Source organism: Pseudomonas sp. NCHU5216 (genome assembly GCF_052156495.1).
GTDB lineage: Bacteria > Pseudomonadota > Gammaproteobacteria > Pseudomonadales > Pseudomonadaceae > Aquipseudomonas.
In genome coordinates this window covers 79,845-105,174 of record NZ_JBQLIX010000016.1, presented here as the reverse complement: position 1 = coordinate 105,174, position 25,330 = coordinate 79,845, and the positions used below count along the sequence as shown (strand labels likewise).

General features: G+C 63.8%; 25 protein-coding genes and 3 pseudogenes. 8 read left to right on the top strand and 20 right to left on the bottom strand.

The window, feature by feature from the left end:
• Positions 1 to 163: 163 nt before the first annotated feature.
• Entirely contained in the window at positions 164 to 655 is a 492-nt protein-coding gene (locus ACSVIK_RS13625; RefSeq protein WP_442444829.1) for an MgtC/SapB family protein, read from the bottom strand.
• Between the two features lie 171 nt (positions 656 to 826).
• Between ACSVIK_RS13625 and ACSVIK_RS13620 the strand changes: the two genes are divergently transcribed.
• On the top strand, positions 827 to 1,204 hold the full coding sequence (locus ACSVIK_RS13620) for a Rho termination factor N-terminal domain-containing protein (RefSeq protein ID WP_442444828.1): 378 nt from the start codon (positions 827 to 829) through the stop codon (positions 1,202 to 1,204).
• A 34-nt stretch (positions 1,205 to 1,238) separates the two neighbouring features.
• On the opposite strand, the gene ACSVIK_RS13615 is transcribed toward ACSVIK_RS13620, so the two are convergent.
• The 4 genes from ACSVIK_RS13615 to ACSVIK_RS13600 all read right to left on the bottom strand — a co-directional run bounded on the left by ACSVIK_RS13615 (position 1,239) and on the right by ACSVIK_RS13600 (position 4,482).
• Positions 1,239 to 1,601, bottom strand: a complete 363-nt coding sequence (locus ACSVIK_RS13615; RefSeq protein WP_442444827.1) for a hypothetical protein — start codon at positions 1,599 to 1,601, stop codon at positions 1,239 to 1,241.
• Positions 1,602 to 1,654: 53 nt separating this feature from the next.
• Positions 1,655 to 2,017, bottom strand: a complete 363-nt coding sequence (locus tag ACSVIK_RS13610) for a YgaP family membrane protein (RefSeq protein WP_442444826.1) — start codon at positions 2,015 to 2,017, stop codon at positions 1,655 to 1,657.
• A gap of 106 nt (positions 2,018 to 2,123) precedes the next feature.
• Positions 2,124 to 3,290, bottom strand: a complete 1,167-nt coding sequence (locus ACSVIK_RS13605) for a zinc-dependent alcohol dehydrogenase (RefSeq protein ID WP_442444825.1) — start codon at positions 3,288 to 3,290, stop codon at positions 2,124 to 2,126.
• A gap of 61 nt (positions 3,291 to 3,351) precedes the next feature.
• Positions 3,352 to 4,482 carry a carboxylate-amine ligase gene (locus tag ACSVIK_RS13600; protein ID WP_442444824.1) on the bottom strand — a complete coding sequence of 377 codons (1,131 nt, stop codon included), beginning with the start codon at positions 4,480 to 4,482 and terminating at the stop codon, positions 3,352 to 3,354.
• Positions 4,483 to 4,641: 159 nt separating this feature from the next.
• Between ACSVIK_RS13600 and ACSVIK_RS13595 the strand changes: the two genes are divergently transcribed.
• Both ACSVIK_RS13595 and ACSVIK_RS13590 read left to right on the top strand, forming a co-directional pair.
• On the top strand, positions 4,642 to 6,027 hold the full coding sequence (locus ACSVIK_RS13595; RefSeq protein WP_442444823.1) for an iron-containing redox enzyme family protein: 1,386 nt from the start codon (positions 4,642 to 4,644) through the stop codon (positions 6,025 to 6,027).
• A 13-nt stretch (positions 6,028 to 6,040) separates the two neighbouring features.
• Positions 6,041 to 7,000: a methyltransferase gene (locus ACSVIK_RS13590; protein WP_442444822.1), complete on the top strand. Its 960-nt coding sequence runs from the start codon at positions 6,041 to 6,043 to the stop codon at positions 6,998 to 7,000.
• A 35-nt stretch (positions 7,001 to 7,035) separates the two neighbouring features.
• On the opposite strand, the gene ACSVIK_RS13585 is transcribed toward ACSVIK_RS13590, so the two are convergent.
• The 7 genes and pseudogenes from ACSVIK_RS13585 to ACSVIK_RS13555 form a co-directional block, all read right to left on the bottom strand.
• Positions 7,036 to 7,506, bottom strand: a complete 471-nt coding sequence (locus tag ACSVIK_RS13585; RefSeq protein ID WP_442444821.1) for a hemerythrin domain-containing protein — start codon at positions 7,504 to 7,506, stop codon at positions 7,036 to 7,038.
• Positions 7,507 to 7,596: 90 nt separating this feature from the next.
• Positions 7,597 to 7,767, bottom strand: coding sequence for a general stress protein (locus tag ACSVIK_RS13580; protein WP_268183978.1), 171 nt, complete (start codon positions 7,765 to 7,767; stop codon positions 7,597 to 7,599).
• A gap of 426 nt (positions 7,768 to 8,193) precedes the next feature.
• Positions 8,194 to 9,048, bottom strand: coding sequence for an SDR family oxidoreductase (locus ACSVIK_RS13575; RefSeq protein ID WP_442444820.1), 855 nt, complete (start codon positions 9,046 to 9,048; stop codon positions 8,194 to 8,196).
• Positions 9,049 to 9,063: 15 nt separating this feature from the next.
• On the bottom strand, positions 9,064 to 9,927 hold the full coding sequence (galU, locus tag ACSVIK_RS13570) for a UTP--glucose-1-phosphate uridylyltransferase GalU (protein ID WP_442444819.1): 864 nt from the start codon (positions 9,925 to 9,927) through the stop codon (positions 9,064 to 9,066).
• Positions 9,928 to 10,206: 279 nt separating this feature from the next.
• Positions 10,207 to 10,353, bottom strand: a pseudogene (locus tag ACSVIK_RS13565) (general stress protein); the annotation flags it as partial.
• Between the two features lie 145 nt (positions 10,354 to 10,498).
• A pseudogene (locus ACSVIK_RS13560) lies at positions 10,499 to 10,943 on the bottom strand (DUF421 domain-containing protein).
• A 10-nt stretch (positions 10,944 to 10,953) separates the two neighbouring features.
• Positions 10,954 to 11,445 (bottom strand): hypothetical protein, encoded by a 492-nt coding sequence (locus ACSVIK_RS13555; RefSeq protein ID WP_442444818.1) that lies wholly within the window; start codon positions 11,443 to 11,445, stop codon positions 10,954 to 10,956.
• 248 nt (positions 11,446 to 11,693) lie between these two features.
• On the opposite strand from ACSVIK_RS13555, the pseudogene ACSVIK_RS13550 reads away from it, so the two are divergent.
• A pseudogene (locus ACSVIK_RS13550) lies at positions 11,694 to 12,182 on the top strand (hypothetical protein); the annotation flags it as partial.
• A gap of 15 nt (positions 12,183 to 12,197) precedes the next feature.
• Here the strand turns inward: ACSVIK_RS13550 and ACSVIK_RS13545 are convergent.
• Positions 12,198 to 12,821 (bottom strand): trimeric intracellular cation channel family protein, encoded by a 624-nt coding sequence (locus ACSVIK_RS13545; protein WP_442444817.1) that lies wholly within the window; start codon positions 12,819 to 12,821, stop codon positions 12,198 to 12,200.
• Between the two features lie 9 nt (positions 12,822 to 12,830).
• On the bottom strand, positions 12,831 to 14,186 hold the full coding sequence (gorA, locus tag ACSVIK_RS13540) for a glutathione-disulfide reductase (protein WP_442444816.1): 1,356 nt from the start codon (positions 14,184 to 14,186) through the stop codon (positions 12,831 to 12,833).
• 77 nt (positions 14,187 to 14,263) lie between these two features.
• Here gorA and ACSVIK_RS13535 point away from each other — a divergent pair, with 77 nt between their 5' ends.
• Positions 14,264 to 14,686, top strand: coding sequence for a VOC family protein (locus ACSVIK_RS13535; protein WP_442444815.1), 423 nt, complete (start codon positions 14,264 to 14,266; stop codon positions 14,684 to 14,686).
• A 48-nt stretch (positions 14,687 to 14,734) separates the two neighbouring features.
• On the opposite strand, the gene galU (ACSVIK_RS13530) is transcribed toward ACSVIK_RS13535, so the two are convergent.
• Both galU (ACSVIK_RS13530) and ACSVIK_RS13525 read right to left on the bottom strand, forming a co-directional pair.
• Positions 14,735 to 15,574 (bottom strand): UTP--glucose-1-phosphate uridylyltransferase GalU, encoded by an 840-nt coding sequence (gene galU / locus ACSVIK_RS13530; protein WP_442444814.1) that lies wholly within the window; start codon positions 15,572 to 15,574, stop codon positions 14,735 to 14,737.
• A 251-nt stretch (positions 15,575 to 15,825) separates the two neighbouring features.
• Complete coding sequence (locus ACSVIK_RS13525; RefSeq protein ID WP_442444813.1) at positions 15,826 to 17,187, bottom strand: UDP-glucose dehydrogenase family protein; 1,362 nt, start codon at positions 17,185 to 17,187, stop codon at positions 15,826 to 15,828.
• A 1,040-nt stretch (positions 17,188 to 18,227) separates the two neighbouring features.
• On the opposite strand from ACSVIK_RS13525, the gene ACSVIK_RS13520 reads away from it, so the two are divergent.
• Together ACSVIK_RS13520 and ACSVIK_RS13515 are read left to right on the top strand one after the other, a co-directional pair.
• Positions 18,228 to 19,295: a phosphotransferase family protein gene (locus ACSVIK_RS13520; RefSeq protein WP_442444812.1), complete on the top strand. Its 1,068-nt coding sequence runs from the start codon at positions 18,228 to 18,230 to the stop codon at positions 19,293 to 19,295.
• A 16-nt stretch (positions 19,296 to 19,311) separates the two neighbouring features.
• Positions 19,312 to 20,079 (top strand): SDR family oxidoreductase, encoded by a 768-nt coding sequence (locus ACSVIK_RS13515; RefSeq protein ID WP_277374803.1) that lies wholly within the window; start codon positions 19,312 to 19,314, stop codon positions 20,077 to 20,079.
• Between the two features lie 145 nt (positions 20,080 to 20,224).
• Here ACSVIK_RS13515 and ACSVIK_RS13510 read toward each other — a convergent pair whose 3' ends face one another.
• The gene (locus ACSVIK_RS13510; protein WP_442444811.1) at positions 20,225 to 20,872 is read right to left on the bottom strand and encodes a hypothetical protein; all 648 of its coding nucleotides are present in this window, start codon (positions 20,870 to 20,872) and stop codon (positions 20,225 to 20,227) included.
• A 101-nt stretch (positions 20,873 to 20,973) separates the two neighbouring features.
• On the opposite strand from ACSVIK_RS13510, the gene ACSVIK_RS13505 reads away from it, so the two are divergent.
• On the top strand, positions 20,974 to 21,753 hold the full coding sequence (locus tag ACSVIK_RS13505; protein WP_442444810.1) for a TSUP family transporter: 780 nt from the start codon (positions 20,974 to 20,976) through the stop codon (positions 21,751 to 21,753).
• A 30-nt stretch (positions 21,754 to 21,783) separates the two neighbouring features.
• On the opposite strand, the gene nudC is transcribed toward ACSVIK_RS13505, so the two are convergent.
• From nudC to ACSVIK_RS13490, 3 genes are read right to left on the bottom strand one after another with little or no spacing between them, the layout of a single operon-like run.
• Positions 21,784 to 22,608: an NAD(+) diphosphatase gene (gene nudC, locus ACSVIK_RS13500; protein ID WP_442444809.1), complete on the bottom strand. Its 825-nt coding sequence runs from the start codon at positions 22,606 to 22,608 to the stop codon at positions 21,784 to 21,786.
• Between the two features lies 1 nt (position 22,609).
• Entirely contained in the window at positions 22,610 to 24,289 is a 1,680-nt protein-coding gene (locus ACSVIK_RS13495; protein WP_442444808.1) for a ferrous iron transporter B, read from the bottom strand.
• A 46-nt stretch (positions 24,290 to 24,335) separates the two neighbouring features.
• The gene (locus ACSVIK_RS13490; RefSeq protein WP_442444807.1) at positions 24,336 to 25,148 is read right to left on the bottom strand and encodes a crotonase/enoyl-CoA hydratase family protein; all 813 of its coding nucleotides are present in this window, start codon (positions 25,146 to 25,148) and stop codon (positions 24,336 to 24,338) included.
• Positions 25,149 to 25,330 lie beyond the last annotated feature (182 nt).

Genomic DNA, 25,330 nt, shown 5'->3' with positions numbered 1-25,330 from the left:
TTCAAAGAAAAGTGAGTCGCCCGAGGGGGCGAAACCCGGAATATCTGAAAACACCCAAAGCGGCGTCCGGAACACCAAACCATGACAACAAGACCACACACAAACTTGCCAGTCCGCTATCAACCCGGCATCCCCCTGAAAATGCGATGAACCATTTTTTTGCTCAGGGATTGCCGTTCTTGCGCGGCGTATCCAGCAGCCGCGGGATCACCCGCAGCACCGTCCACACCAGCAGAGTCGCCAGGATGGCAATGGCTTCGCGCCCCAACCCCACCGCCACGCCGATGGCCGCCGATGACCACAGCCCGGCGGCGGTGGTCAGGCCCTTGACGTCGGCCAGGCTGTTGCCCTTGAGAATGGTGCCGGCGCAGAGAAAACCGATGCCGGTGGCCACGCCCTGGATCACCCGACTCATGGCGTCTCCTGCCGCGCCCTCCTGTTCCAGCACCATGACGAAGATGCTCGCGCCCAGGCACACCAGCATGTGCGTGCGCACCCCGGCCGCCTTGCCGGTGGCCTCGCGCTCGTAACCGAGCAGCCCGCCCAGCAGCATCACCAGCAGCAGGCGCAGACTGGAGCGCAGCAGATGCTCGATCTGCTGCAGGTCGGCCAGCTCCAGTTGCAGGGTGGCCAGCAGGGTTTCCCACACATCCATCATGCCCTCCTGATGCGAGTCCGTTTCTTGCTCTGAGCGACAGGCGCGGCGAGGGTTCGCCTGGTTTTATCTGGCCGCTTATCCAGAAGGGGGAACCAATCCCCTGCCCTGCGCTTCTTCAGCTAGAGCCTCGGCAATCCGGCCGGGGCCGCCTGCTGGAGGAACGTGACCATGCCAAGGGGCAGCAAAGCCAAGTACAGCGACAAGCAGAAACGCAAGGCCGAGCATATCGAGGACAGTTACGAGGCTCGTGGTGTGCCGAAGGACGAAGCCGAAGCGCGGGCCTGGGCCACGGTCAACAAGCAGTCCGGTGGCGGCGACAAGCCCGGCGGATCGGGCCGCAGCACCAGCGGTGAGGAGAAAAAAGCGGCGCGCGAATCCTCTGCGCGCCGTGCGGCAAAAACACGTCAGGGCGTGCCCCGCCCCGGGCAGAAGCTGGAGGCCATGAGCCGTGACGAACTGATGGAGCTGGCGCGCAAGCGCGATCTCTCCGGGCGCTCACGCATGCGCAAGCAGGAACTGCTGGAGGCACTGCGCAAGGACCAATGACGCGCTGCGCATGGCGAATGAATGGAGCGCGCATTCATTCGCGGTCATCACCCTCGCCGTCGACCACCTCGTCGCTCCACGGCTCACCGTCGAGCGGCGCGGAGCGGGCCAGCTCGGCTTCGTCCAGGCCGACGCCCAGATCCACCTGGCTTTCGTCCACCACGCTGAGTTCCTCGTCCGCCGGTCGATCCGCGCCGGGCTCGACCGGCGAGCGCGCACCGCTGTCGTCGATCAGGGTATCCGGGCTGAGGTCGTCGAGGCTGACGTTGTCCTCGTGCTCGCTCTGCCCCTGAGTGGCGGCGCCGGTCAGCCCTGCCTGGCACTCCGCGGCGCGCTCGTCCTGCGCTTGCTGGTCGTCCTGGAAATCCAGTGGCTTGTCGTTGCGGTCTTCTTGCATGGCAAATCTCCTGTTACCCGCGGCGGCATGAGGCCGCCGCATGGAAGCCCTACTCAGGGCGAAATCGGGTCGCTGGCCGGGAAGGTTTCCTCCACGGCATGGTCGAGCTTGGACTCCTGATGTGGCGCCCTGCTCGCTGCACTCTGCTCAGGCACCTTGGCCTGCACCTTGGGCAGTGCGGCACGCATGTCGGCGATGCATTGGCGCAGGCACTCGATCTCGGCCTTGGGATCACTGACCATCCCCTTGACCACGCAATGCCCGGTCAAACCGCGCTGCACCAGCACCGCGCCGCCCAACGCCTTGAGCACACCCCCGGCGCCCCCACGGGAAACGCCGGCAACTATGGCGGTGACGCCGGTGGCCAGCGATACCACACGCTCCAGACGGTGGACGTTATGAGTGAGTGATGACATGGCATGTTCTCCTGATCGATGACGGAGCCAATGCGGCCCCTGTGTGGTTTAGAAGCACCACCACCCGACAAAGGTTCAGACAATCGGGCCAGTGGCCGTGCGCTGCTCAGGGGCGCAGGATGACCTTGCGGCAGTCCTCGCTGCGTGACTCGAAGATGCGGTAACCCTCGGCCGCCTCGCTCAACGGCAGGCGATGGCTGATGATCACTTCCGGGTTCAGCTCACCGCGCTGGATATGCTCCAGGAGCTTCGGCAGCAGCGGGTGCACATGGGTCTGGCCCATCTTGAAGGTCAGCCCCTTGTCGAAGGCATCACCGAACAGGAAGCCATGGATGAAGCCGGCATAGACCCCGGGCACGCTCACCGTGCCGCCACGGCGCACGGCGGCCATGCACTGGCGCAGCGCCACGCCGCTACTGGCTTCGAGCTTGAGCGTGGTGAGCACGGTTTCGGTCAGGCTGCCCTTGGCCTCGAAACCCACCGCATCGATCACCGCATCGACGCCACGGCGACCTGCCGTCTGCTCGATGATGGCGGCGGCCGGGTCGTCCACCTGGTCGAAGTTGAGCGGTATCACGCCGTAGGTCTGCTGGGCGTACTGCAGGCGATAGGCATGGTGGTCGACCATGAAGATCTGCTCGGCGCCGAGCATGCGCGCACAGGCAGCACTCATCAGCCCCACCGGGCCGGCACCGAAGATCGCCAAACTGCTGCCCGGCCCGACACCGGCGTTGGTCACGGCCTGGTAGCCGGTGGGCAGGATGTCGGTGAGAAACAGCACCCGCTCGTCGTCCAGCCCTTCAGCAATGCGGAACGGCCCGGCGTTGGCCTTGGGCACCCGCACCAGCTCGGCCTGGCCGCCCGGCACGCCGCCGTAGAGGTGGCTGTAGCCGAACAGCGCGGCGCCCGATGGGATCTGCTTCTTGTTGAGAATCGCGCCGCGCCCCGGGTTGGTGGTTTCGCAGGCCGCGTGCAGATCCATCTGGCAGAAGAAGCAACTGCCGCAGGCGATGACGAAGGGCACGATGACCCGGTCGCCCTTGCTCACCGCAGTGACGTCCGGCCCCACCTCTTCCACCACGCCCATGAACTCATGGCCGAAGATGTCGCCGTGCTTCACCTGCGGAATCTTGCCGCGATACAGGTGCAGATCCGAGCCACAGATGGCCGTGGCGGTAACCCGCAGGATGATGTCGTCGGCCTGTTCGATGATCGGGTCGGCCACCTGTTCGACGCGGACGTCGTGGCTGCCGTGATAGGTCAATGCACGCATGAGGGTTCTCCCGGACAAGGCATGTGCTATCTGGGAGATCGCCCCCCGGCAGACGTTCAGGCTATTGGGACGAGTGGTACAGGCCGCTCTGCGCCATCAAGGCGTCGACCAGGCTGCACAAGGCCTCGCCATGGCCCTGGCCGGCAACACGGGCCTGCCGGTAGTGGCGCAACTGTGCCTCGGCACTGCCACCCTGTCGCGCCAGGCGGCGGGCGCGGGCCAACAGCCATTGGTCGGCGGCCGGCAGCCGTTCGCCGATCTGCTCCAGCACCAGCTCCAGCCAGGCCTGGAACGGCAGGCTGCGGCGGCTGGCCGGTTCGATGAAGTCGCCACGCACACCACGGCGCTTGGCCCGCCAGCGGTTCTCCAGGGTCAGGGTGCGGGTCAGCGGGTCATCCACCCAGGCCGGATGAGTCGTGGTCAGCAGGTGCTCGAGCATGGCGCGGAACAGCCCGGCAATGCACAGCGCATCGTCCAGGTCGGGGCAGGCATCGGCGATGCGCAGCTCCAGGGTCGGGTAGCGCAGCGACGGGCGGATGTTCCACCACAGGCTGGCCGCCGAAGCGATGCAGCCGGTGTCGGTCATCACCTGCAGATACTGCTGGTAGGCATGCTCGTCGCGGAAGTGATCGGGTATGCCCATGCGCGGCCACTCATCGCACACCGCCTGGCGATAGCTCATCAGGCCCGACGCCTGCCCCTGCCAGAAGGGTGATGACGCGCTCAGGCCCAGCAGCAGCGGCAACCAGGGTATGAGCCGGTTCATAAGGCGGATGCGGTCGACGCCCTCGGGCACCCCGACGTGCACATGCAAGCCCGCCAGCACGCTGCGGCTGGCGACCAGGCGGTATTCGTCGAAGATCGGCTGGTAGCGGGCCAGGTCGGTGGCCTGCACATCCCGCCAGTCAGCCAGCGGCTGACTGCCGGCGGCGACGATGCCACAGCCCTGGCGTTGCGCCAGACGAGCCAGGCAGCGGCGCGCCTGGCTCAGGTACTGGCGCGCTGCGGTGAGGTCGTGCAACACCGGCGTCACCACCTCGAACTGGGCGGCGAACATCTCCCGGGTAAACCCCGCACCCAGCGCCTGCCGGCACGCCGTGGCGAAGGTGTCGAGGCCGTCGCGGGCCACCTTCCTGCTGGCCTGATCCGTAAGGAAGAACTCCTCTTCGATGCCGAAACTGCTGTTTGTCATGGCCTGCTCGCATGGGGTGGGTGCAGCGATGGAGCCGCTCCGAGGCAGCCAGGTTCAACCCATCGGACGGAGCGCCCGCTGGCCAAGATTTAGGTGGAATCTTTGTCCGAACCGGCCCCTCCTAGACAGAACATGGCCCTGCCACAGGAGAAACCGTCCATGCCGATTGCCAGCCTCGCCACGCCGCTCGCCAAGCTTGCGCGCCCAGCCCCGGAGAGCGGCCCCTGGCAAGCCAGCTACCGCCAGTTGCTCGCGGCACGGCCGGGTGCGCCTGCGGCACGTGCCGTGCTCGAAACGAGCCTGGAGGAGGCGGCGCAGTTGCCCTGCGCCCTGCCCGAAGTGCCCGCCGAGCTGCCCCAGTGGTCGCGCCAGCACACTGCGCAGGTCGGCGCCGAATACGCGGCCTACCTCGCCGAGCGCCATGCCGGTGGCCCTCGACGGTACTTCGCCGGGCGCGCTCAGGCCCTGTACTTCCTGCGCGCAGTGGCACCGACCAAGGAGGTCGATGGCGCCTGGCTCTATGGCTGCCTGCCGTACTGGCGTGACCTGCGCCTGCAACCGCTGGTGCGCACCTATCTGGAAGAGCTGGGCGATGGCCTGGCGGCGCAGAATCACGTGCTGCTGTACCGTCGGCTGCTGGCGGCGCAAGGCTGCGAACAGCCCGGCGCTCTGGACGACGAGCTCTATCGCCAGGGCGCCATCCAGCTGGCGCTGGGCCTGCAGGCCGAGGCCTTCCTGCCGGAGGTGATCGGCTACAACCTCGGCTACGAACAGTTGCCGCTGCACCTGCTGATCAGCGCCTACGAGCTCAAGGAGCTGGGCATCGACCCCTATTATTTCCAGCTCCACGTCACCATCGACAACGCCGCCAGCGGCCATGCCGCCAAGGCGGTGCAGAGCGTGCTGGACAACCTGCCGCAGGTGGGCGATGCCGAGGACTTCTACCGCCGCGTGCGCCTCGGCTATCGCCTCAACGATCTGGGCAGCGGTTCGTGCGCGGTGATCGCAGGTTTCGACCTGCAACAGGAGCTGCTGCGCATGCTCGAAGGCAAACGCCCTTTCGCCGCCCAGGCGCACTCGGATCATTGCCGCATCGGCGGGCGCACGGTGAACCAGTGGCTGGCAGCGCCGGAAGGCATCGAGGCCTTTCTCGACGCCCTGCAGCGCCATGGCTGGATCAGGCGTCAGCGCGACCCCAGCCATAGCCGCTTCTGGCGCCTGGTGGAGGGTGAAGGCGCAGCCATGTTCGGCGTTTTCACCCCCTATGAGCGACAGCTACTGCATGACTGGATCGCTGGCGACCAGGCCCCAGCCCTGAGCTTGCGCCGTGCGCCGCACAAGGAGGTGCTGAGCCTGCCGGCGGCCGCTGCCGAAGCCCCCTTGCAGGAGAACGAACGCCAGGCGCTGAGCGACGAACTCAAGGCCCTGCCACCGGCCGAGCGCGAAGCGCGGCTGATCGAACTGCTGGCCCCGGCCCACCACCCCAGCGTGGCCGGCCTGGCTGCCACACGGCTGTTCAGCGCGCTGCTGCAACAGGCCCGTTGAACCGGAGAACACCATGCACGAGAGCGGCCTGACCCCAACCCGCGAGCGCGATATCGCCCTGCTGCAACTGGGTAGCCTGCTGCGGGCACGCGCTTACCACTTCATCACGCCCACGCCACTGACCCACGAACGGGTCAATGCCCGTGCGGATGCAGTCCTGGCCGGCGATCTGCGTGATGTCTTCGGCTGGAACCGGCCCTTCTCGCTGGGACTGCTGGATGAGCCAATCCTGACGGCGATGCGTGGCGCCGGGGTGCTGCAACCCTGTGACGATCTCTGGCGCAGCCGGGTGCGCTGGTCGAGCCTGGACGGGCAGCTCTACCTGCACGCCGGCTTTCCCACCGAGCAGGCCGATGCGGTGTTCTTCGGCCCCGACACCTACCGTTTCGTGCGCCTGCTCAAGGCGCACCTGGCCCATGAGCGGCGGCCGATCCGGCGTATCGCCGACATCGGTTGCGGCAGTGGCGCCGGCGCCATCTGCGCGGCTCTGGCGCGGCCCCAGGCCGAAGTGCTGGCACTGGACATCAACCCCGAAGCGCTGGCCTTCACCACCGTCAACGCGCGCCTGGCCGGCCTGTTCAACCTGCAGGCCCGGCACAGCGATTTGCTGCGCGACGTGGACGGCCAGTTCGACCTGATCATCGCCAACCCGCCCTATATGCTCGACCCGCTGCGCCGCACCTATCGCCATGGCGGCGGCCGGCACGGCGGCGCGCTGTCGCTGGCGATCTTCGACACCGCCATGGAACGCCTGGCACCGGGTGGCACCCTGCTGCTGTACAGCGGGGTGGCGATCGTCAAGGGTGAGGATGCGCTGTTCAATGCCATCGCCCTGTCGCTGCGCGACACAGGCTGGGACTGGCAGTACGAAGAGATCGATCCGGACGTGTTCGGCGAGGAGTTGCAGAATCAGGCTTACGCCGAGGTGGAGCGCATCGCCTGCGTGGCCCTGCGCCTGACCTGCCGGCAATGAGCGCGAGGCGGGAGCCCCAGGGCTCCCGCCTTGGTTCAGGCGGCGCGTTTCTTCGACTCGCTCTCGAGGGTCTTGCGCATGGCCTGCATCTGCTCACCCAGTTCCTCCAGGCGACCTTTGCCGAGCAGTTTGCTGGCTTGCGGAAACATGTCGCTCTCTTCTTCCTCGATATGATGTTCGAGCAATTCCTTGAGCACTTTCACCCGCCCGGCGAACTCCAGGGTCGAGGGTGAAGTTTCCTTGATATCGGGCAATACCAAAGAATCCACGGCGCGGTGTTCTTCCTTGGCCTCACTGGTCATCACGGTTTCTTCTTTCTTGCCGGCCTCACGGAAAGCCGGATAGAAGATGCGCTCTTCCAGTGCGGTATGAATCTGTAATTCCTGTTCTATCTTCGCGACCAGTTTCTTGCGCGTTTGCACGGCGCGCTCGCTGGTATCCTGCAGTTGTTCGAGCAGGCTCTTTACCGTCTCATGATCCTTCTTCAGAAGATCGATGGCGTTCATGTTCTCTCCCTCATCCAGGCTTTTTTCGATCACGCTCTTGCAGCTTCGGTTAATGATGCAAGGCCCGAGAAATCGGGCCTTGCAGACGGCTCAGGAGTCACGGCTGCCGTGACTGTTCTGGCCTCCCTTGCGTCCGGCTTCCGAGGCGCGCTGACGGTCATTGGCGAAGTTGCCCCCGCTGTTCTTGCCGCCCTTGCGTCCTGCTTCGGAAGCTTTCTCACGGTCGTTGGCGAAGTTTCCCGGATTCTTGTTAGCAGCCATGGCATGGCCCTCCTGAGTTTGATATTTCCGTGCAATGGCTTTATTGCCCTTGCAAGTATTCAGGCAATCCAGACGGTGAGGTGTTCAGGTTATTTTTAGTGCCGTATATCGGCACTTCCTTGAACGAACATGAAATGGTGCGGTTGGTTTTTTTGGTGTTCTCAACATATGCAGGAACTCTATGTTTCATCCCTCACCGATGAAATCGGCGTACTGCTTCGCGAGTACGCCTACATCGCCGCACGCGAGAACATGGAGCAGCCGTAGACCGGATCGGGGCGCCGACCGCTCGTAGCGCCAGCGAACAGTCCGCCGGGCCATGCCCGACCCGGCACCACAACCAACGCCCAACCCCAACAAGCCCCCAACAAAAAACGCACGAACACTTACATGCCCGTGCGTCGCTTACGATCGGTTCAGAAGCGATCAGCCGTTGACCACACTCCCGCCGTTGACATGCAACATCTGCCCGGTGATGTAGGAAGCATCGTTGCTGGCCAAGTAGACGTAGGCCGGCGCCACTTCGGCCGGCTGCCCTGGCCGCCCCAGAGGCGTTTCGGCGCCGAATTCGGCCACCTTGTCGGCGCTGAAGGTGGAAGGAATCAACGGCGTCCAGATCGGCCCCGGGGCCACGCCGTTGACCCGGACTCCGCGTGATGCCAGGTTGATCGACAACGAACGGGTGAACGAGGTGATCGCCCCCTTGGTCGAGGAGTAGTCGATCAGCATCGGGTTGCCCTTGTAAGCGGTGACCGAGCTGGTGTTGATGATGCTGGCGCCGCTGTGCAGGTGCGGCAGCGCCGCGCGGGTCAGTTGGAACATGGCGAAGATGTTGGTGCGGAAGGTCTGCTGCCATTGCTCCTCGTCCATCTCCGACAGATCCTTGCGCGGGTGCTGCTCGCCGGCATTGTTGATGAGGATGTCCAGGCGCCCCCATTTGCCGATCACCGCATCGATCACGCACTGGCAGAAGCCCGCATCGCCAACGTCACCAGCCAGGGCCAGGGCCTCGCCGCCGTGACGCTTGACCTCGTCCACGGTCTTCTGCGCGTCCTCGTCCTCGTTCAGATAGACCAGCGCCACCTTGGCGCCTTCCAGGGCGTAATGCACGGCCACGGCACGGCCGATGCCACTGTCGCCGCCGGTGATGATCGCCACCTTGTCGATCAGTTTGCCGGCAGGACGATAGCCTTCGTCGAGGTAGATCGGCTCGGGCTGCATGGCATGCTCGAGGCCGGGCTGGCGTTGCTGATGCTGGGGCGGCAAGGTCTTGTCGTTCATGCGGGGCTCCTTGGGTCAGACAGCCTGCAAGCGAGGGCTCACGGCTGCCGGGTGGGTCTTGTGACGGTGCTCGAAACAGAAGTTGGTGGCCTGCACGTAGCCTTCGGCCGAACCGCAGTCGAAGCGCTGGCCCTTGAACTTGTAAGCCAGCACGCAGCCCTGTTCGGCCTGTTTCATCAGGGCATCGGTGATCTGGATCTCACCGCTCTTGCCCGGCTCGGTCTGCTCGATCAGGTCGAAGATGTCCGGGGTGAGGATGTAGCGGCCGATGATCGCCAGGTTCGACGGGGCATCCTCGGGTTTGGGTTTTTCCACCATGCGCTCGATGCGGAAGATGTCGTCGCGCAGCGCCTCGCCGGCGATCACGCCGTAGCGCGACACCTCTTCCATCGGCACTTCCTGGATGGCGACGATGGAGCAGCGGAACTGCTCGTAGAGCTTGACCATCTGCGCCAGCACGCCATCGCCGTCGACGTTCAGGCACAGGTCATCGGCCAGCACCACGGCGAAGGCCTCGTCGCCGATCAGCGGGCGGCCGGTGAGGATGGCGTGGCCGAGGCCCTTCATCTCCACCTGGCGGGTGTAGGAAAAGGTGCAGGAATCGATCAGGTGGCGAATGCCGTTGAGGGATTTTTCCTTGCTGGTGTTGGAAATCTCGTGCTCCAGCTCGTAGCTGATGTCGAAGTGATCCTCCAGCGAGCGCTTGCCCCGGCCAGTGACGATGGCGATCTGGTTGAGACCGGCCTCCAATGCTTCCTCGACGCCATACTGGATCAGCGGCGTATCCACCACCGGCAGCATTTCCTTGGGCATCGACTTGGTCGCAGGCAGGAAGCGGGTACCGTAACCAGCAGCGGGAAACAGACATTTCTTGATCATGGGGCACCAATATTCTGAGGGTGGGTACTAGGAAAGGACTCATCTGAGCGCCCCCCGGTTCAAGAATTTTTCATCCCCCCGCTTAGTGATAGCCCGGCTCGGGTGTCACCGTGCTGCGAAACAGATGGAAGCTTCAAGCGGAAGGACATGCTGAAGGCGAACTGCATGCGTGCCAGACCCAGGGGTTTGCATCGAAGGGCATCAGGCTCGCTTGTCGAATGTCGCGCAACTCTGGGAGGAAGGAGGCCCACCAGGAGCCTCCTCGGGGTGTGGCAAGACTCAACTACGACCGCCGTGGCTGTTCTGCCCGCCTTTGCGGCCAGCCTCGGAAGCCTTCTCACGGTCATTGGCGAAGTTGCCGCCGCTGTTGTGCCCGCCTTTCTTGCCGGCCTCGGAGGCCTTCTCGCGGTCGTTGGCGAAGTTGCCAGGGTTTTTGTTGGTGGTCATATCGGTATCTCCTCAGTGACAGGGCACCAATGCCCTTGCACTGTTTGGAGAAAGCCCCCGCGGCGGATGTTCAGCTTTTTTCTTCGCTGTATCGCCACGCCGCAGACGAGCGGTCGTGTGCGCCTCAGTCAGGCCGCGGGATGATGGAGATCTTGCCGTTGCGCTCGATGATCGCGTAGCGAATCTGCTCCAGGCGCTCCAGGCCGTTCTCACGGGCCGACGTCCATGACGTCGTCGAGCGTCAGCCGCGACTTGTCCAGGCGCCATTGCAGCGGTACGCCGTCCTCGACCACCACGGTCGGCGTGCCGTCGAGCATCTGTGCCAGCCAGGTGTTGCGGCGCTTGAGCAGCGAGGCGCCGACATCCAGCACGATCAGGGTGACGATAACCAGCACCGCGTTGGTGATGGAGAAATCCTCGCCCAGCAGCGCCTGCTGGGTCGCCTCGCCGATGATCAGCAGCAGCACGAAGTCGAAGGTGGAAAGCTGCGCCAGCGAACGCCGGCCAGCCAGTTTGAACAGGATCAGCAACGCCAGGTAGATGGCGCCCGCACGTAGCACGGCATCCATGGGAGTCTCCTCAGGGGTAGATGAACTGGCTGATCTCGACCCGCTGGCCAGCCGCGTGCAGGTGCGAACGATAGGCGCCGACACCGTCGGCCTTGAGCTGGATGCTGACCTCGGTGATGGCCGCGCCCTTGCCGAAGTGCAAGGCCAGCCCACCCTGGCCGTCGCTGACGCTGCTGGCCGGCTGCGGCTGGATCGATTCGATGGAGAAGCCCTGCAGCAGCTCGCCGCCCAGCTCCAGAGCAGACGTGCGCGGCAACCTCACCTGCAGCAACGACGAAGCGCCGTTGCGCATGAAGCGCTGATAGTGCACCTGCAGCTCACCCTGGGGGCTGGCAAGACGGGCATCGCTCAGCAGCCCCTTGGAAAACAGGCCGGCCAATGCCAGCGCGACCAGCAGGAGCAGGCCATACCACCCCACGCGCTCGATCTGCCAACCACGAATCTGCAGGGGCATGTTCTCGCGTACCGGCACACGGCGGCTGTTGCGTTCGGACTGGTGCATGGGCGGTTCCTCCTGCCTGTTGTGACCGCTTGGCAGGGCAAAGGTCAGGAAAGAATCGCGCGTCCGTCCGTCGGTTTGGGCGAGCGTAGTCGAGCCATGCCAGTCCCTTTACAGGTGCGCCTGCAACGCAGGTGAACACCTGAACGCTGCACACGAGGAAATGGGATGAAACGCAAGACCTGCCGGGCACCTGCCCGGTATAGCCAGAACCAGGCGCCGATGGCGCAAAGACGCCTGCCGAGGTTCGGATGAAACCGGATGATCCATCGCTGACACTGCTCTTCGGCAGCCCCAGGGAGCGGCTCGATTTCTATCGCCGGGAAATCCAGTACGAAACCAGCCTGCTGGCCGGCCGCACTAACGCCTACCTGTCGGCGCAGTCCTTCCTGGTGATTGCCTACGCCACCTCGATGGCCAACAGCAATGACGTCTGGGGCGAGCTCTTCACCCTGGTCTTCCCGACCCTGCTGGCGCTGCTGGGAGTGGTCAGCTCACTGCACGCCTGGCCCGGCATCAAGGCTTCGGCGGCGATCATCGGGCATTGGCATTACAAGCAGGAACAACTGCTGCGCGGCGAGCCCGGCTTCGGCCATGCCTACGACGACTTCCCGCTGTTCAGCGAGCAGGAGTCGAGCATGGACAGCGGCTACAAGTCGCTGCTGTTCTCCTTGCGCTCACCCTGGCTGTTCATCGTGTTCTGGGCCGGGGTGGGCGCCTTCTCGGTGTGGCTGCAGGTGCAGCCGGATCAGTCCTCAGGGCTTATCGAGAAGATGGAAACGGGGCAGCGCCAGGTGCCAATGGATCGCGGCCAGGCGCGCCAGCAGTACCACCAGCATGGCGGCAGCGGTATCCAGCCAGTGCGGCGTGCCGAGCATGCGCAGGCCGATGAACGCCAGGGCACCGGCGATGCAGGCCGTGGCGTAAATTTCCTTCTGGAAGATCAACGGTATCTCGTTGCACAGCACATCGCGGATCACCCCACCGACCACGCCGGTCATCACCCCCATGATCACCGCCGTGCTGATCGGCGTGTCGTGCTGCAACGCCAGTTCGGTGCCATACACGGTGAATACCGCCAGGCCGATGGCATCGGCGATCAACAGGCCCTTTTCATGGATCGGTCGGGTCATGCGTACCCAGGCCACGGTGCCCAGCGCCGCCAGTGAGGCGACGAGGATGTAGGTGTCGTCGCGAATCCAGCTGACCGGGTGATTGTCCAGGATCAGGTCACGCAGGGTGCCACCACCCAACGCGGTGACGATGGCCATGACCAATACCCCGAACAGATCCATGGACTTGCGCCCAGCCATCAGGGCACCGGTGATGGCGAACACGGCCACGCCGAACAGGTCGGCGAAATAGAACAGTTGCTGCATGATGGATGCTTACCTGACCGCCGTACGCAAGGTGACGAACTCTTCCGCGGCACTGGGGTGCACGCCGATGGTCTCGTCGAAGACCTGCTTGGTGGCACCGGCCTTCAGCGCGATGGCCAGGCCCTGGACGATCTCGCCGGCCTCCGGGCCGACCATGTGGCAGCCCAGCACGCGATCGCTGTCGGCATCGACCACCAGCTTCATCAGGATGCGCTCCTGGCACTCGGTCAGGGTCAGCTTCATCGGCCGGAAGCGGCTCTCGAAGATCTTCACCTTGTGCCCGGCTTCGATGGCCTGTTCTTCGCTAAGACCCACCGTGCCGATGTTCGGCAGGCTGAACACGGCCGTGGGGATCATCTGGTAATCCACCGGGCGATACTCCTCGGGCTTGAACAGCCGCCGTGCCACCGCCATGCCCTCGGCCAGGGCCACCGGTGTCAGTTGCACGCGACCGATCACATCGCCAATGGCCAGGATCGACGGCGTGCTGCTCTGGTACAGATCGTCCACCTCGATGAAACCCTGCTCGTCGAGCTTCACCTCGACGTTCTCCAGGCCCAGGTTGTCCAGCATCGGCCGCCGCCCGGTGGCGTAGAACACGCAGTCGGCATGCAGCACGCGACCATCCTTGAGAGTGGCGGCGAGCGCGCCATCGGCCTGGCGTTCGATGCGGGCAATATCGGCGTTGAACTGCAGGTCGACGCCCTTCTTGCTCAGCTCGTCGCGCAGGTGCTCGCGCACGGCGCCGTCGAAGCCACGCAGGAACAGGTCGCCGCGATAGAGCAGGCTGGTCTGTGCGCCCAGACCATTGAAGATCGAAGCGAACTCCACGGCGATGTAACCGCCACCGACCACCAGCACCCGCTTGGGCAGGGTGGGCAGGAAGAAGGCCTCGTTGGAGCTGATGGCCAGCTCGCAGCCGGGAATGTCGGGAATGTGCGGCCAGCCGCCGGTGGCGATGAGGATGCGTTCGCAGCGGTGGCGCTGGCCATTGACCTCGACGCTGTGCGCATCGAGGATGCGCGCATGGCCCTCGAACAAAGTCACGCCGCTGTTGGTCAACAGATTGCGATAGATGCCATTGAGGCGCTGGATTTCATGGTTCTTGTTGCTGATCAGGGTCGCCCAGTCGAACTTCGCTTCACCCAGCGACCAGCCGAAGGCACCGGCCTGTTCGATGTCCTCGGCGTAATGCGCGCCATAGACCAGCAGTTTCTTCGGCACGCAGCCGACGTTGACGCAGGTACCGCCCAGGTAGCGGCTTTCGGCAACCGCGACACGCGCACCATAGCCAGCCGCGAAGCGCGCGGCCCGAACGCCGCCGGAACCGGCGCCGATCACGAAAAGGTCGAAGTCGTAACTCATGAGGTATCTCCTTGGCAGACCGGGAGCATACCGCAAAGCCCCATGCCAGGGGCCATACAAGCGGGAGGAGAACAGTGATGCGCCCTACCCTGACCCACCTTGCCCTGCACGTCCCGGATATCGATGCCTGCATAGCCTTCTATCAGCGCTTCTGCGGCATGCAGGTGGTTCACCAGCGCCCCGGTGACAGCCAGCGCATCGTCTGGCTGGCCGAGCCCGGCAAGGAACACCAGTTCATCATCGTCATCATTCCCGGTGGCCAGCAACGCAACCTGGCAGAGGATGACTACAGCCATTTCGGCTTCGCCCTGGCCAGCCGCGCCGAGGTCGATCAAGTCGCGGCAATGGCCGAGGAACAGGGTTGCCTAATCTGGCCACCGCGCGATGAGCCCTACCCGGTCGGCTATTACTGCGGCCTGCGTGACCCAGCCGGCAATTACGTGGAGTTCAGCTACGGCCAGCCACTCGGGCCCGGCTCCGAGCAGATGCCCATCCCCTGAAATGCAAAACGCCACCCGGAGGTGGCGTTCTGTTGACTGGCCGACGTATCAGAACGCTTTGCCGGTCTTGTACAGATTCTCGAAGCAGAAGTTGGTGGCGTCGATGTAACCTTCGGCGCTGCCGCAGTCGAAACGCTGCCCCTTGAACTTGTACGCCATCACGCAGCCTTGCTGGGCCTGGCGCATCAGGGCGTCGGTGATCTGGATTTCACCGCCCTTGCCCGGCGGGGTGCTGCGAATCAGGTCGAAGATGTCCGGGGTGAGGATGTAGCGACCGATGATCGCCAGATTCGACGGCGCGTCTTCGGGTTTGGGTTTTTCTACCATGTTGCTGACGCGGTAGATGTCTTCGCGGATCATCTCGCCGTCGATCACGCCGTACTTGTAGGTTTCGTCCTTGGGCACTTCCTGGATCGCGACGATGGAGCAACGGAACTGGTTGTACAGCTTGACCATCTGCGCCAGCACGCTGTCACCTTCGAGGTTCAGACACAGGTCATCGGCCAGTACCACGGCAAACGGCTCGTCACCGATCAGCGGCTGGCCGCAGAGGATGGCGTGGCCCAGGCCTTTCATCTCGACCTGGCGGGTGTAAGAGAAGCTGCATTCATCGATCAGACGACGGATGCCGACCAGGTACTTCTCCTTGTCGGTGCCCTTGATCTGGTGCTCCAGTTCGTAGCTCACATCGAAATGGTCTTCCAGCGCGCGTTTGCCGCGCCCGGTGACGATGGAGATCTGGTCGAGACCGGCTTCGAGGGCCTCTTCAACCCCATACTGGATCAGTGGCTTGTTCACCACCGGCAACATTTCCTTGGGCATCGCCTTGGTGGCGGGGAGGAAGCGGGTGCCGTAACCGGCGGCGGGGAACAGGCATTTCTTGATCATGGGACTCCCTAATGGGGATGGGTGGATTGCGCGCTGCAGACCTGCTCACGAATGATCGGGCCCGCAACGGCGGGCCAGGTTCCTGAATCGTGAACGGCCCTTAGGCTTTGTACGAAAAGTGCCTGCGCTCGGTGATGCTGCGTTGAAATCACTCTCAGAATGCTCATTTACAGCACGTAAACTGCGCTTCTTCGAGCGATTTCGCCTTGCCTGACCTTCGCTCGACGACTTTTCGTACGGAGCCTAGTCTATCAAGCCGCGCTAGCCTTACAACTCCCGGCTGCTGGCCTACCGATACCACGGTACAGAAAGCCCTGTTCCACCAGTTGTGCCGAGTCGTAGATGTTACGCCCGTCGAACAGCACCGGCATGCGCATGGCCCCGCGAATGCGGGCGAAGTCGGGCTGGCGATACTGCTTCCACTCGGTGACCAGCACCAGCGCATCGGCGCCCTGGCAGGCCACGTAAGGAGACTCGCTCAACACCAGTTGGCCGCTCTCGATGGCCTGCGCATAACGCCGTGCCACACCGGCCAGGGCTGCAGGATCGCAAGCCTGCACCCGCGCCCCGGCATTGAGCAGGGCATCGAGCAGCACCAAGCTCGGCGCTTCACGCAGATCATCGGTACCCGGTTTGAACGCCAACCCCCACAGCGCCACGACACGGCCCTGCAAATGGCCGTTGAAATGTTCGCGGATGGCCTGGAACAACAGCGTTTTCTGCAACGCATTGCGGGCTTCGACCGCGCGCAGGATGCCAGGTTCAATGCCCTCATGCTCGGCGGTGCGGATCAGCGCGCGCACGTCCTTGGGAAAGCACGAGCCACCATAGCCACAGCCGGCATAGATGAAGTGGGTGCCGATACGCTTGTCGCTGCCGATGCCACGGCGCACATCCTCGATGTCCACCCCCAGGCGCGCGCAGATGCCGGCCATTTCGTTGATGAAGGAGATCTTGGTGGCAAGAAAGGCGTTGGCCGCGTACTTGTTGAACTCGGCAGCGCGCAGGCTCATGCACAGCAGGCGGTCATGGTTGCGCAGAAACGGCGAATAGAGACGGCGCAACACTTCCCGGCCGCGCTCCTCGTCGCAGCCGACGATGACCCGATCGGGGCGCATGAAATCCTCGACCGCCGAGCCTTCCTTGAGAAATTCCGGGTTGCTCGCCACCACCACCCGTGCGCACTGCTGCCGCCTGGCCAGGCCGGCGTTGATGCGCCGCGCCACCTGCTCGCCTGTGCCGACCGGCACGGTGGACTTGTCCACCACCAGGCAAGGGTGTTCCAGTTGCTCGCCCAGCTCGTCGGCCACGGCGAGCACATGGCTGAGGTCGGCGGAACCGTCTTCGCCACTGGGCGTGCCGACCGCGATGAAGATGATCTCCGCCTGGCGAATGCCGGCGGTCAGTTGCGTGGTGAAGCTCAGTTGGCCGCTCTGGGTCTGCGCCTTGAGAATGGGTTCGAGCCCGGGCTCGTAGATGGGCACCTCGCCCTTGTTCAGGCGCGCCACCCGCAGCGGATCACGCTCCACGCAAATCACCCGATTGCCCATTTCAGCGAAGCAGGCCGCGCTGACCAAACCGACATATCCAGCACCGATCACACAGATTCGCATGAGCATTCCTCCCCGTTTTCGCTGTGATTGCAACGAAACGCGGTGGCAGGGATATGGCGATTAGGTGAATGCCGTATGACAGCGATGGCGTTCGCTCAAGCATTTGCGGCCAGGGGCTTTCGTTAAAACCTCATGCCAGGTTTTTATAGGGCTGTTTGCTTGCTACCGGAGTGGCAAGTTTGTGTGCTGCTTGGTCTTCTGGACGCCACTGCGGTGTGTACAGGAACTCCCTGTGGCCCCCTCGGGCAACTCACTTTTCTTTGAATTATGAGGCCACGATGGGGCCGTCGAATTAAACCAATATTTTCATTCGCGTAGTTTCATTCGCCCCGAAACGCCGGCCGCTCGGAAGCAGCGCGCCGTTGGGGTATTGGACGTAGGTTGTGGTGCCGAGCTCAGCATGGCACGGCGGACTGTTCGCTGGCGCTACGAGCAGTCGGCGCCCCGATCCGCCCTACGGCTGCCACATCAAGCACGCAGACTCCCAGGGAGTTACCGCAGGTTCAGGCGCGTGCAGAGCCCGCCCAGGAGGGCGAACGGAATCGTTGCGGAAGAGGTTGAGCGGCATGGATGCCGCGAAAGCCACGATGGGCCATGGATGGCCCACCGTGGCGGGCCTCTGGAGCGGCGATGGAGTGAGCGAACCCTCGCGCAGCGAGGGCCGGATGACCGGGCGGAAGGTTTTGGTTACTTTTGCCCTACAAAAGTGACTCGCCCGGGAGGGCGAAACCAGAGACATCAACAAAAACGCGGCAACCCGGAACAGACACAAGAACAACTAACACAGTATTGCCAGTCCGACAGGGCGAACCTCCTCGAAGAAGCGGAGTTTACGTGTGGTAAATGAGCATTCTGAGGGGGGCAACGCAGCATTACCGAGCGCAGGCTCTTTTCGTACAAAGCCTAAAATGACTGATCAGGCAGTTTGATTGCGAGGCAACACGCCCGCCTATGACGAGGCGTATCGCTTGTGGCGCCCCAGGCACAGCATTAGATTAGGAAATTATCTGGGGCACCCATCATCAATAGAAGGGATAGACATGGCGCTCACCGATCAATCCACCGATATCCGCAGCGGCGAAGAACTCGACAGTGCTGCCATCGACGCCTATCTCAAGGCACAGATTCCCGGCCTGAGTGGCGAGGCCAGGATCAGCCAGTTTCCCGGTGGTGCCTCCAACCTCACCTACCTGATCGAGTACCCGCAACAGGAATTCGTGCTGCGCCGCCCGCCCTTCGGCCACAAGGCCAAATCAGCTCATGACATGGGCCGCGAGTACCGCATTCTCAACCGACTCAATGCCGGTTTCCCCTATTGCCCCAAGGCCTACGTGCACTGCACCGACGAGTCGGTGATTGGCGCCGAGTTCTATGTCATGGAGCGCCTCAAGGGCATCATCCTGCGCGCCGACATGCCCGCCGAGCTGAACTTCACCCCGGAGCAGACCGAGGCGCTGTGCAAGAGCTTCATCGACAAGCTGGTGGATCTGCACAACGTCGATTACGCCGCCTGTGGCCTGGGCGACCTGGGCAAGCCGGAAGGCTACGTGGAGCGGCAGATCAGCGGCTGGAGTGACCGCTACCAGAAGGCCCTGACCCCCGATGCACCGACCTGGGAACCGATCATGGCCTGGCTGCGCGAGAAGATGCCGGCTGATCACCACAAGCCAGGCATCGTGCACAACGACTACCGCTTCGACAACGTGATTCTCGATCCGGACAACCCAATGCAAATCATCGGCGTGCTCGACTGGGAGATGACCACCATCGGCGATCCGCTGATGGATCTGGGCAACACGCTGGCCTACTGGATCGAAGCCGAAGACCCGGTACCGGTGCAACTGATGCGCCGCCAGCCGAGCAATGCCCCCGGCATGCTCAGCCGCCAGCAGTTCGTCGACTATTACGCGGAAAAGGCCGGCATCGAGATCAACAACTTCGATTTCTACTACACCTACGGCCTGTTCCGCCTGGCCGGCATCGTCCAGCAGATCTACTACCGCTTCTTCCACGGCCAGACTCAGGACAAGCGCTTCGCCCAGTTCGTCCAGATGAACAAGCTGCTGGAGCGCATGTGCCTGCAGGTCATCGGCAAATCCACGCTCTAACCCCGGGAAAATCACAATGTCCAAGACCCAACTGTTCGATCTCGACGGCAAGATCGCCTTCGTTTCCGGCGCCAGCCGCGGCATCGGCGAAGCCATCGCCAAGCTGCTGGCCCAGCAAGGCGCCCATGTCATCGTCTCCAGCCGCAAGATCGAGGGCTGCCAGGCCGTGGCCGACGCCATCATCGCTGACGGCGGCAAGGCCACCGCCATCGCCTGCCACATCGGCGAGATGGAGCAGATCACCAGCGTCTTCGCGCAGATCCGCGAGCAGTTCGGGCGCCTCGACATCCTGGTCAACAACGCGGCCACCAACCCGCAGTTCTGCAACGTGCTGGACACCGACCTGGGCGCCTTCCAGAAGACCGTGGACGTGAACATTCGTGGCTACTACTTCATGTCCATCGAAGGCGGCAAGCTGATGAAGGAAAACGGCGGCGGCTCGATCATCAACGTCGCTTCGATCAACGGCGTCACGCCGGGCGAGTTCCAGGGCATCTACTCGGTGACCAAGGCGGCGGTGATCAGCATGACCAAGGTCTTCGCCAAGGAGTGCGCGGCCTTCGGCATTCGCTGCAACGCCCTGCTGCCGGGCCTGACCGACACCAAGTTCGCCTCGGCGCTGACCAAGAACGACGCCATTCTCAAGATGGCCCTGCAGCGCATTCCGCTCAAGCGCGTGGCCGACCCCAGCGAGATGGCCGGCGCGGTGCTGTACCTGGCCAGCGAAGCGTCCAGCTATACCACCGGCATCGCCCTGAACGTGGACGGCGGTTTCCTTTCCTGAAGCCGGAGGCCATACACGACAAAGGCACCTTACGGTGCCTTTTTTGTAGGGTGCGCCATGCGCACCGCAGATTCAGCGGTTGCTATCGGTGCGCACAGCGCACCCTACTCTGCAACCAGGGTCATCAGATGGCCGCAAGCGGCCGCTACCAGTTCTTCAACGCCGCTTCGGCTGCCGGGCTCATCGGTTCCGCCAGCAGGCCGGTAGGCGTCAGCCTGACGCTATAGACCGCATCGGCGGCAATCGGCAGATAGGTCACTCGCAGCGCCTGCGGCTCGAACAGGAACAGGTCACGCTGATTCAGCCGTAGCCAGCGCCACAGATCGATGCCATAGGGGCTTTGCGCCAGTTGTACGCGGCCATGCTGAGCCAGGGCCTGCTGCTCGATGGCGAGGAAACGCCCGGACAGGCGTTCGAGGCGATAACCGGGTTGCAAGCCGATCAGCGCCGCGATGCCCTTCCAGCGGATCAGGCGCCCATCGAGCTGCCACATGTCCCCTTCCAAGGTCACCTTGCGCTCTCGCCCACCCTCCAACAGGGTGACGCTGTAGCGCTGTGGGCCATCGGCCTTGAAGCTCAGGGTCACCAGGGGTTTGTCGTCCGGCAACGGCGAATAGGAGTACAGGTCGTAGGCCACCAGCCCCACCAGCGTAGCCAGTGCCAGGAACGCCAGCCCGCAGGTGCCACGCAGCCACCCCAGAAACCAGCCGCTGTTGAGCAGAATGCGCAGCGCCACCAGCAGCGCCAGCACTGCCAGCAAGGCAGTTGCCCAGGCCAAGCCGTTGTATTGCATCGGTCACGTTCCTTCTCTGGCAAAATCAGGGCATTATGCGCAGCTCTTTTCACGGCGAACAGCCAGCAGGCTGCGCATTCGCCCACAAGTCGACACTTTCCATGCCCTTCGCGCTCGAACTTGCCATCGATCCCAGTACCCTCGCCATCCTTGCCCTGGTGGCCTTCACGGCCGGCTTCATCGACGCCATCGCCGGTGGCGGCGGCCTGCTGACCATCCCTGCCCTGCTCACCGCTGGCCTGCCACCCCATCTGGTGCTGGGCACCAACAAGCTCTGCGCCACCTTCGGCTCGGGCACGGCGGCCTTCACCTTCTATCGGCGCAAGCTGTTCGACCCCAGCCAGTGGCGCAACGCCCTGCTGGCGACCCTGGTCGGCGCACTGCTGGGCGCCTTGATCGCACACTGGCTGCCCGCCGAATGGCTCAACCAGATGCTGCCAGCAGTGGTTTTCGCCTGCGGCCTGTACCTGCTGTTCGGCCGTACGCCGGAAGCGCCCAGCGAGCAGAACCTGCCCATCGCTCGTGGCCGGCAATGGCCGCAGGGGCTGAGCCTGGGGCTTTACGATGGCGTGGCCGGGCCCGGCACCGGCGCGTTCTGGACGGTCAGCAGCCTGCTCATGTACCCGCTCGATCTGGTGCGCGCCAGCGGCGTGGCGCGCACCATGAACTTCGTCAGCAACGCGGCGGCACTGGTGGTATTCATCGCCTTCGGCCAGGTGGCCTGGGTGCTCGGCCTGAGCATGGGCGCAGCGCTGATGGTCGGCGCCTTCCTCGGCGCCCGCACGGCGATCAGGGGCGGCTCGAAGTTCATCCGCCCGGTATTCATTCTGGTGGTACTAGCGCTGACCGCACGCCTGGTCTGGCAGCACTGGGTCGGCTGACATGAATCCCGGATTGCATCCGGGCTACACTCATTGCGGCAGTTGCGGCTCCGGCAGGCCCAGACGGCGTGCCACGTACAGATCTATCAGATGGCGGGCGATGGAACGCGAGGCCGGCAACGGCGGCAGGTCATCCACGCGGAACCAGCGCGCGTCCTCGATCTCGTCTTCCTGCATGACGATCTCGCCGCCGGCGTATTCGGCATGAAAGCCCAGCATCAAAGAATGCGGGAACGGCCAGCCCTGGCTGCCGATGTACTGCAGGTTGTGCACCTGCAAGCCCACTTCTTCGTGCACTTCGCGCGCCACGCAGTGCTCCACCGATTCGCCCGGCTCGACGAAGCCCGCCAGGGTGCTGTAGACGCCTGTGACGAAACGCGGCGAACGCGCCAGGAGAATCTCGTCGCCCCGGGTCACCAGCACGATCATGCTCGGCGACAGGCGTGGGTAATGCTGCGACTCGCAGGCCTCGCAGCGCATCGCCCACTCCCCCGGCACCTGCTGCGTCGCCGCCCCGCAGCCGCCGCAGAAACGATGCTCGCGCTGCCAGGTGCCGATCTGCGCGGCATAGGTCAGCATGCGGAAGGTTTCGGCTTCACCATGCAGCATGAACTGACGCAGGCTCTGCCAGGAACAGCCCGACAGCTCGGCGGCGGAGTCGAGTTGCAACAGATAGACCGGCTGTTCGTCGAAATGCCCGATGCCCTGCTCGCTGAGGATCGGCAGATCCTGGCGCTTGATCCAGTCACGCGGAAAGAGCACGCCATTGCCGTCGGCGAGAAAATGCTGACGATCATAGAGCAAGGCCCAACCGCCTGGCTGGGCCGGATCGAGATAACGATGCTGCCAGGCCATATCAGGCCGCCACCGGCATGCCGAGCGCCCTGATGCTGTCCTCGGCCAGGTCGAGCACGCTCGGCTGGGTTTCCGGGCGCAGCACAGCCCCCGCCTCGAGGTAGTACTCCAGGCTGCTCAGGGCATCGGCGAGGGTTTCCAGCATCTGCTCCGACGGCATCTGCGCAGCGTCGAGCATGCGCGTCTGGATGTACTCGGCGCAGGCGCCGACCAGCGCGGCGGCACGCCGCTGCTCGAGGAACCAGAGGCCACCGCGCACTGCCTGCAGGCTGAACGGCACGTTGGCCAGGTGCATCTTGTCGCCGGCGGATTCCAGGTAGGCGGTGATCGCGCGCTTGGCCAGGGCCAGACCGGCCTGTGCCTCGCCGACCACGACGATGCGCGCCTCGTTGAGCTGGTGCAAGGCGAAGGATTCGGCATCGCTCAGCGCCGCACTCGGCGCCGGCTGCGCGTCACGCCGCGAACCGCTTTCCAGGCTGGCCACCATGCCTTCGACATAGAGCACGGCATCGGCCAGCTTGTGCAACTGCTCCAGCGCCGGTGGTTCGCTGTCGTTCCAGGCGGCCACCTGCGGGAGCTGGACGCTCAAGGCATTGCCGGCGGAGCTCAGGCCCACCATGCTCAGGGTCTTCGCCAGCTTGCCCAGCAGCGCATGCAGGGTACCCAGGGTATCCTCCTGCAAGGTGCCGCGCTCGAGCAGATCGAGCATGTCCTTGACGCTGGTCAGCTCTTCGCGAATGGCCGTGGACAAGGAGCGCATCACCGCCTGCCCCGGCCCAGCCAGACGCTGGTATTCCTCTTCCAGCAGGTGGTCGGTGAATGGCAGTGGCGTGAGCCCGAACACCTCGCGCATGGCGCTGGCCAGCGGCCCATGGCTGTCAGCCAGGGCTACCAGATACAGCAGTTCCTTGAGCAGGCTGCGCGGCGCTTCGTAATGCGGGTTGCCGAGCATCAGTTTCAGTTCGCGATCCAGGCGCAGGAACAGTTGCTTGCGCGATTTGCGCGGCAGCAACTGACCATCGGCCTGCGACTCGATGGCCGCCGCGCCAATCCAGCACATGCGCCCACGCGCCTCGCTGGCGAACAGGCTGTCCAGCCGCGCCATGGCGCGCGCCATAAGCTTGAGGCTGGCCTGGGTGTTCTGTTCACGGACGAAGCCCAGCAATCCCACCTGATACATGTGTCGCAGGCGCTTGGCCTGCACCTGACGGGTGGCCTCATCGACCACCGGCACCGAGGATTGCGGGCGAGCCTGGTCGAGACGCAGGCTGAAAAAGAAACTTTCCGGCAACGGCGGCTGGCTACCGGCCTGGCGCAGGTCGTTGATCGCCGGCAACAGCAGTTCGGGCATTTCCTGGCGATGCACGTCGAGGCTCTCGAGGTAGCGGCGTAGCACATGCAGGGCGTTACTCAGCGCCGCCAGTTGCACGTCGCGCTCTTCACCGGCGCCAGCCGGAATGTCGGTGGCCTGGTCGAGCACTTCCTGCGCCAACAGCTCGGCACCGGCCAGTTCGATCAGGTTGAGCGTGCCACGCACCTGTTGCAGGCTTTCCACCGCCTGTTGCAACAGGCTGCCGTTATGCCGCTCGACGATGAACTGCTCGAGACTGCGCTCGGCCTCTTCCATGGTGTTGAACAGCTCGTCACGCACCAGGTTCAGGGATGTCGCTCCGCTCACCATACGCTGGGCACCTCGCAAGTTGCGCCGTACAAGAGTCTACAAGGCATCAGTCTGCGAACTCCGGCTTCTGCTTGCTCATGTGCGCGGCAATGGCCAGACGCAGATCCTCGGATTGCAGCATGGCCGCATTCCAGGTAGCGATGTAGTCGAGCCCGTCATCGACCCGATGGTCGCGCATATAGCGAATCATCTGCTTGGTGCCGCGCACGGCGATCGGCGACTTGCCGGCGATTTCGCCGGCAAGCTGCATGACTCCCGCCAGCAGGGCCTCTTGGTTGTCATAGGTACGGTTGACCAGGCCAATGCGGGCGGCCTCCTGGCCATCGATGCTGCGCCCGGTATAGGCCAGCTCGCGCATCATGCCGTCGCCAATGATCCGTGGCAGGCGCTGCAGGGTGCCGACATCGGCGGCCATGCCCATGTCGATCTCCTTGATGGAAAACTGTGCATCGACGGTGGCGTAGCGCATGTCGCAGGCGCTGATCAGGTCGATGGCGCCACCCAGGCAATAGCCCTGGATGGCCGCCAGCACCGGCTTGCGGCACTGGTCGACGGCATTGAAGGAGGCTTGCAGTTCGAGAATCTTGCGCCGCAGCGCGTCGGCGTTGCGACCGACGTCCTTGCCGAGCTGGGCGGCCACCGAGGCCAGCAGCATTAGATCGATGCCCGAGGAGAAATGCTTGCCAGCGCCGGAAAGCACCACCACACGCACGGCGTCGGTGTCGTCGACCCAGCGGAAGATCTCGATGATTTCCCGCCAGAAATCGGCGTTCATCGCATTGATCTTTTCCGGGCGGTTGATCTGCACATGGGCGATCTTGTCCACGAGTTCGACGCGGAAGGCTTGATACTCGGGCATGACGGTAATCCTCAGCCGCTGACTTGGCAGCGCAGTCATTATTTTTGCGAACTAATAGCCGCGCAACTATAACAAGCACGCTGCAAAAGTCGATGCCGACACTGTGATGCACGCCTCGTCCAAGGGTTTAAAAAACACTTTGACTATGGCGATTAAGAGGTTGATCTGGCTGGATTCTTGCT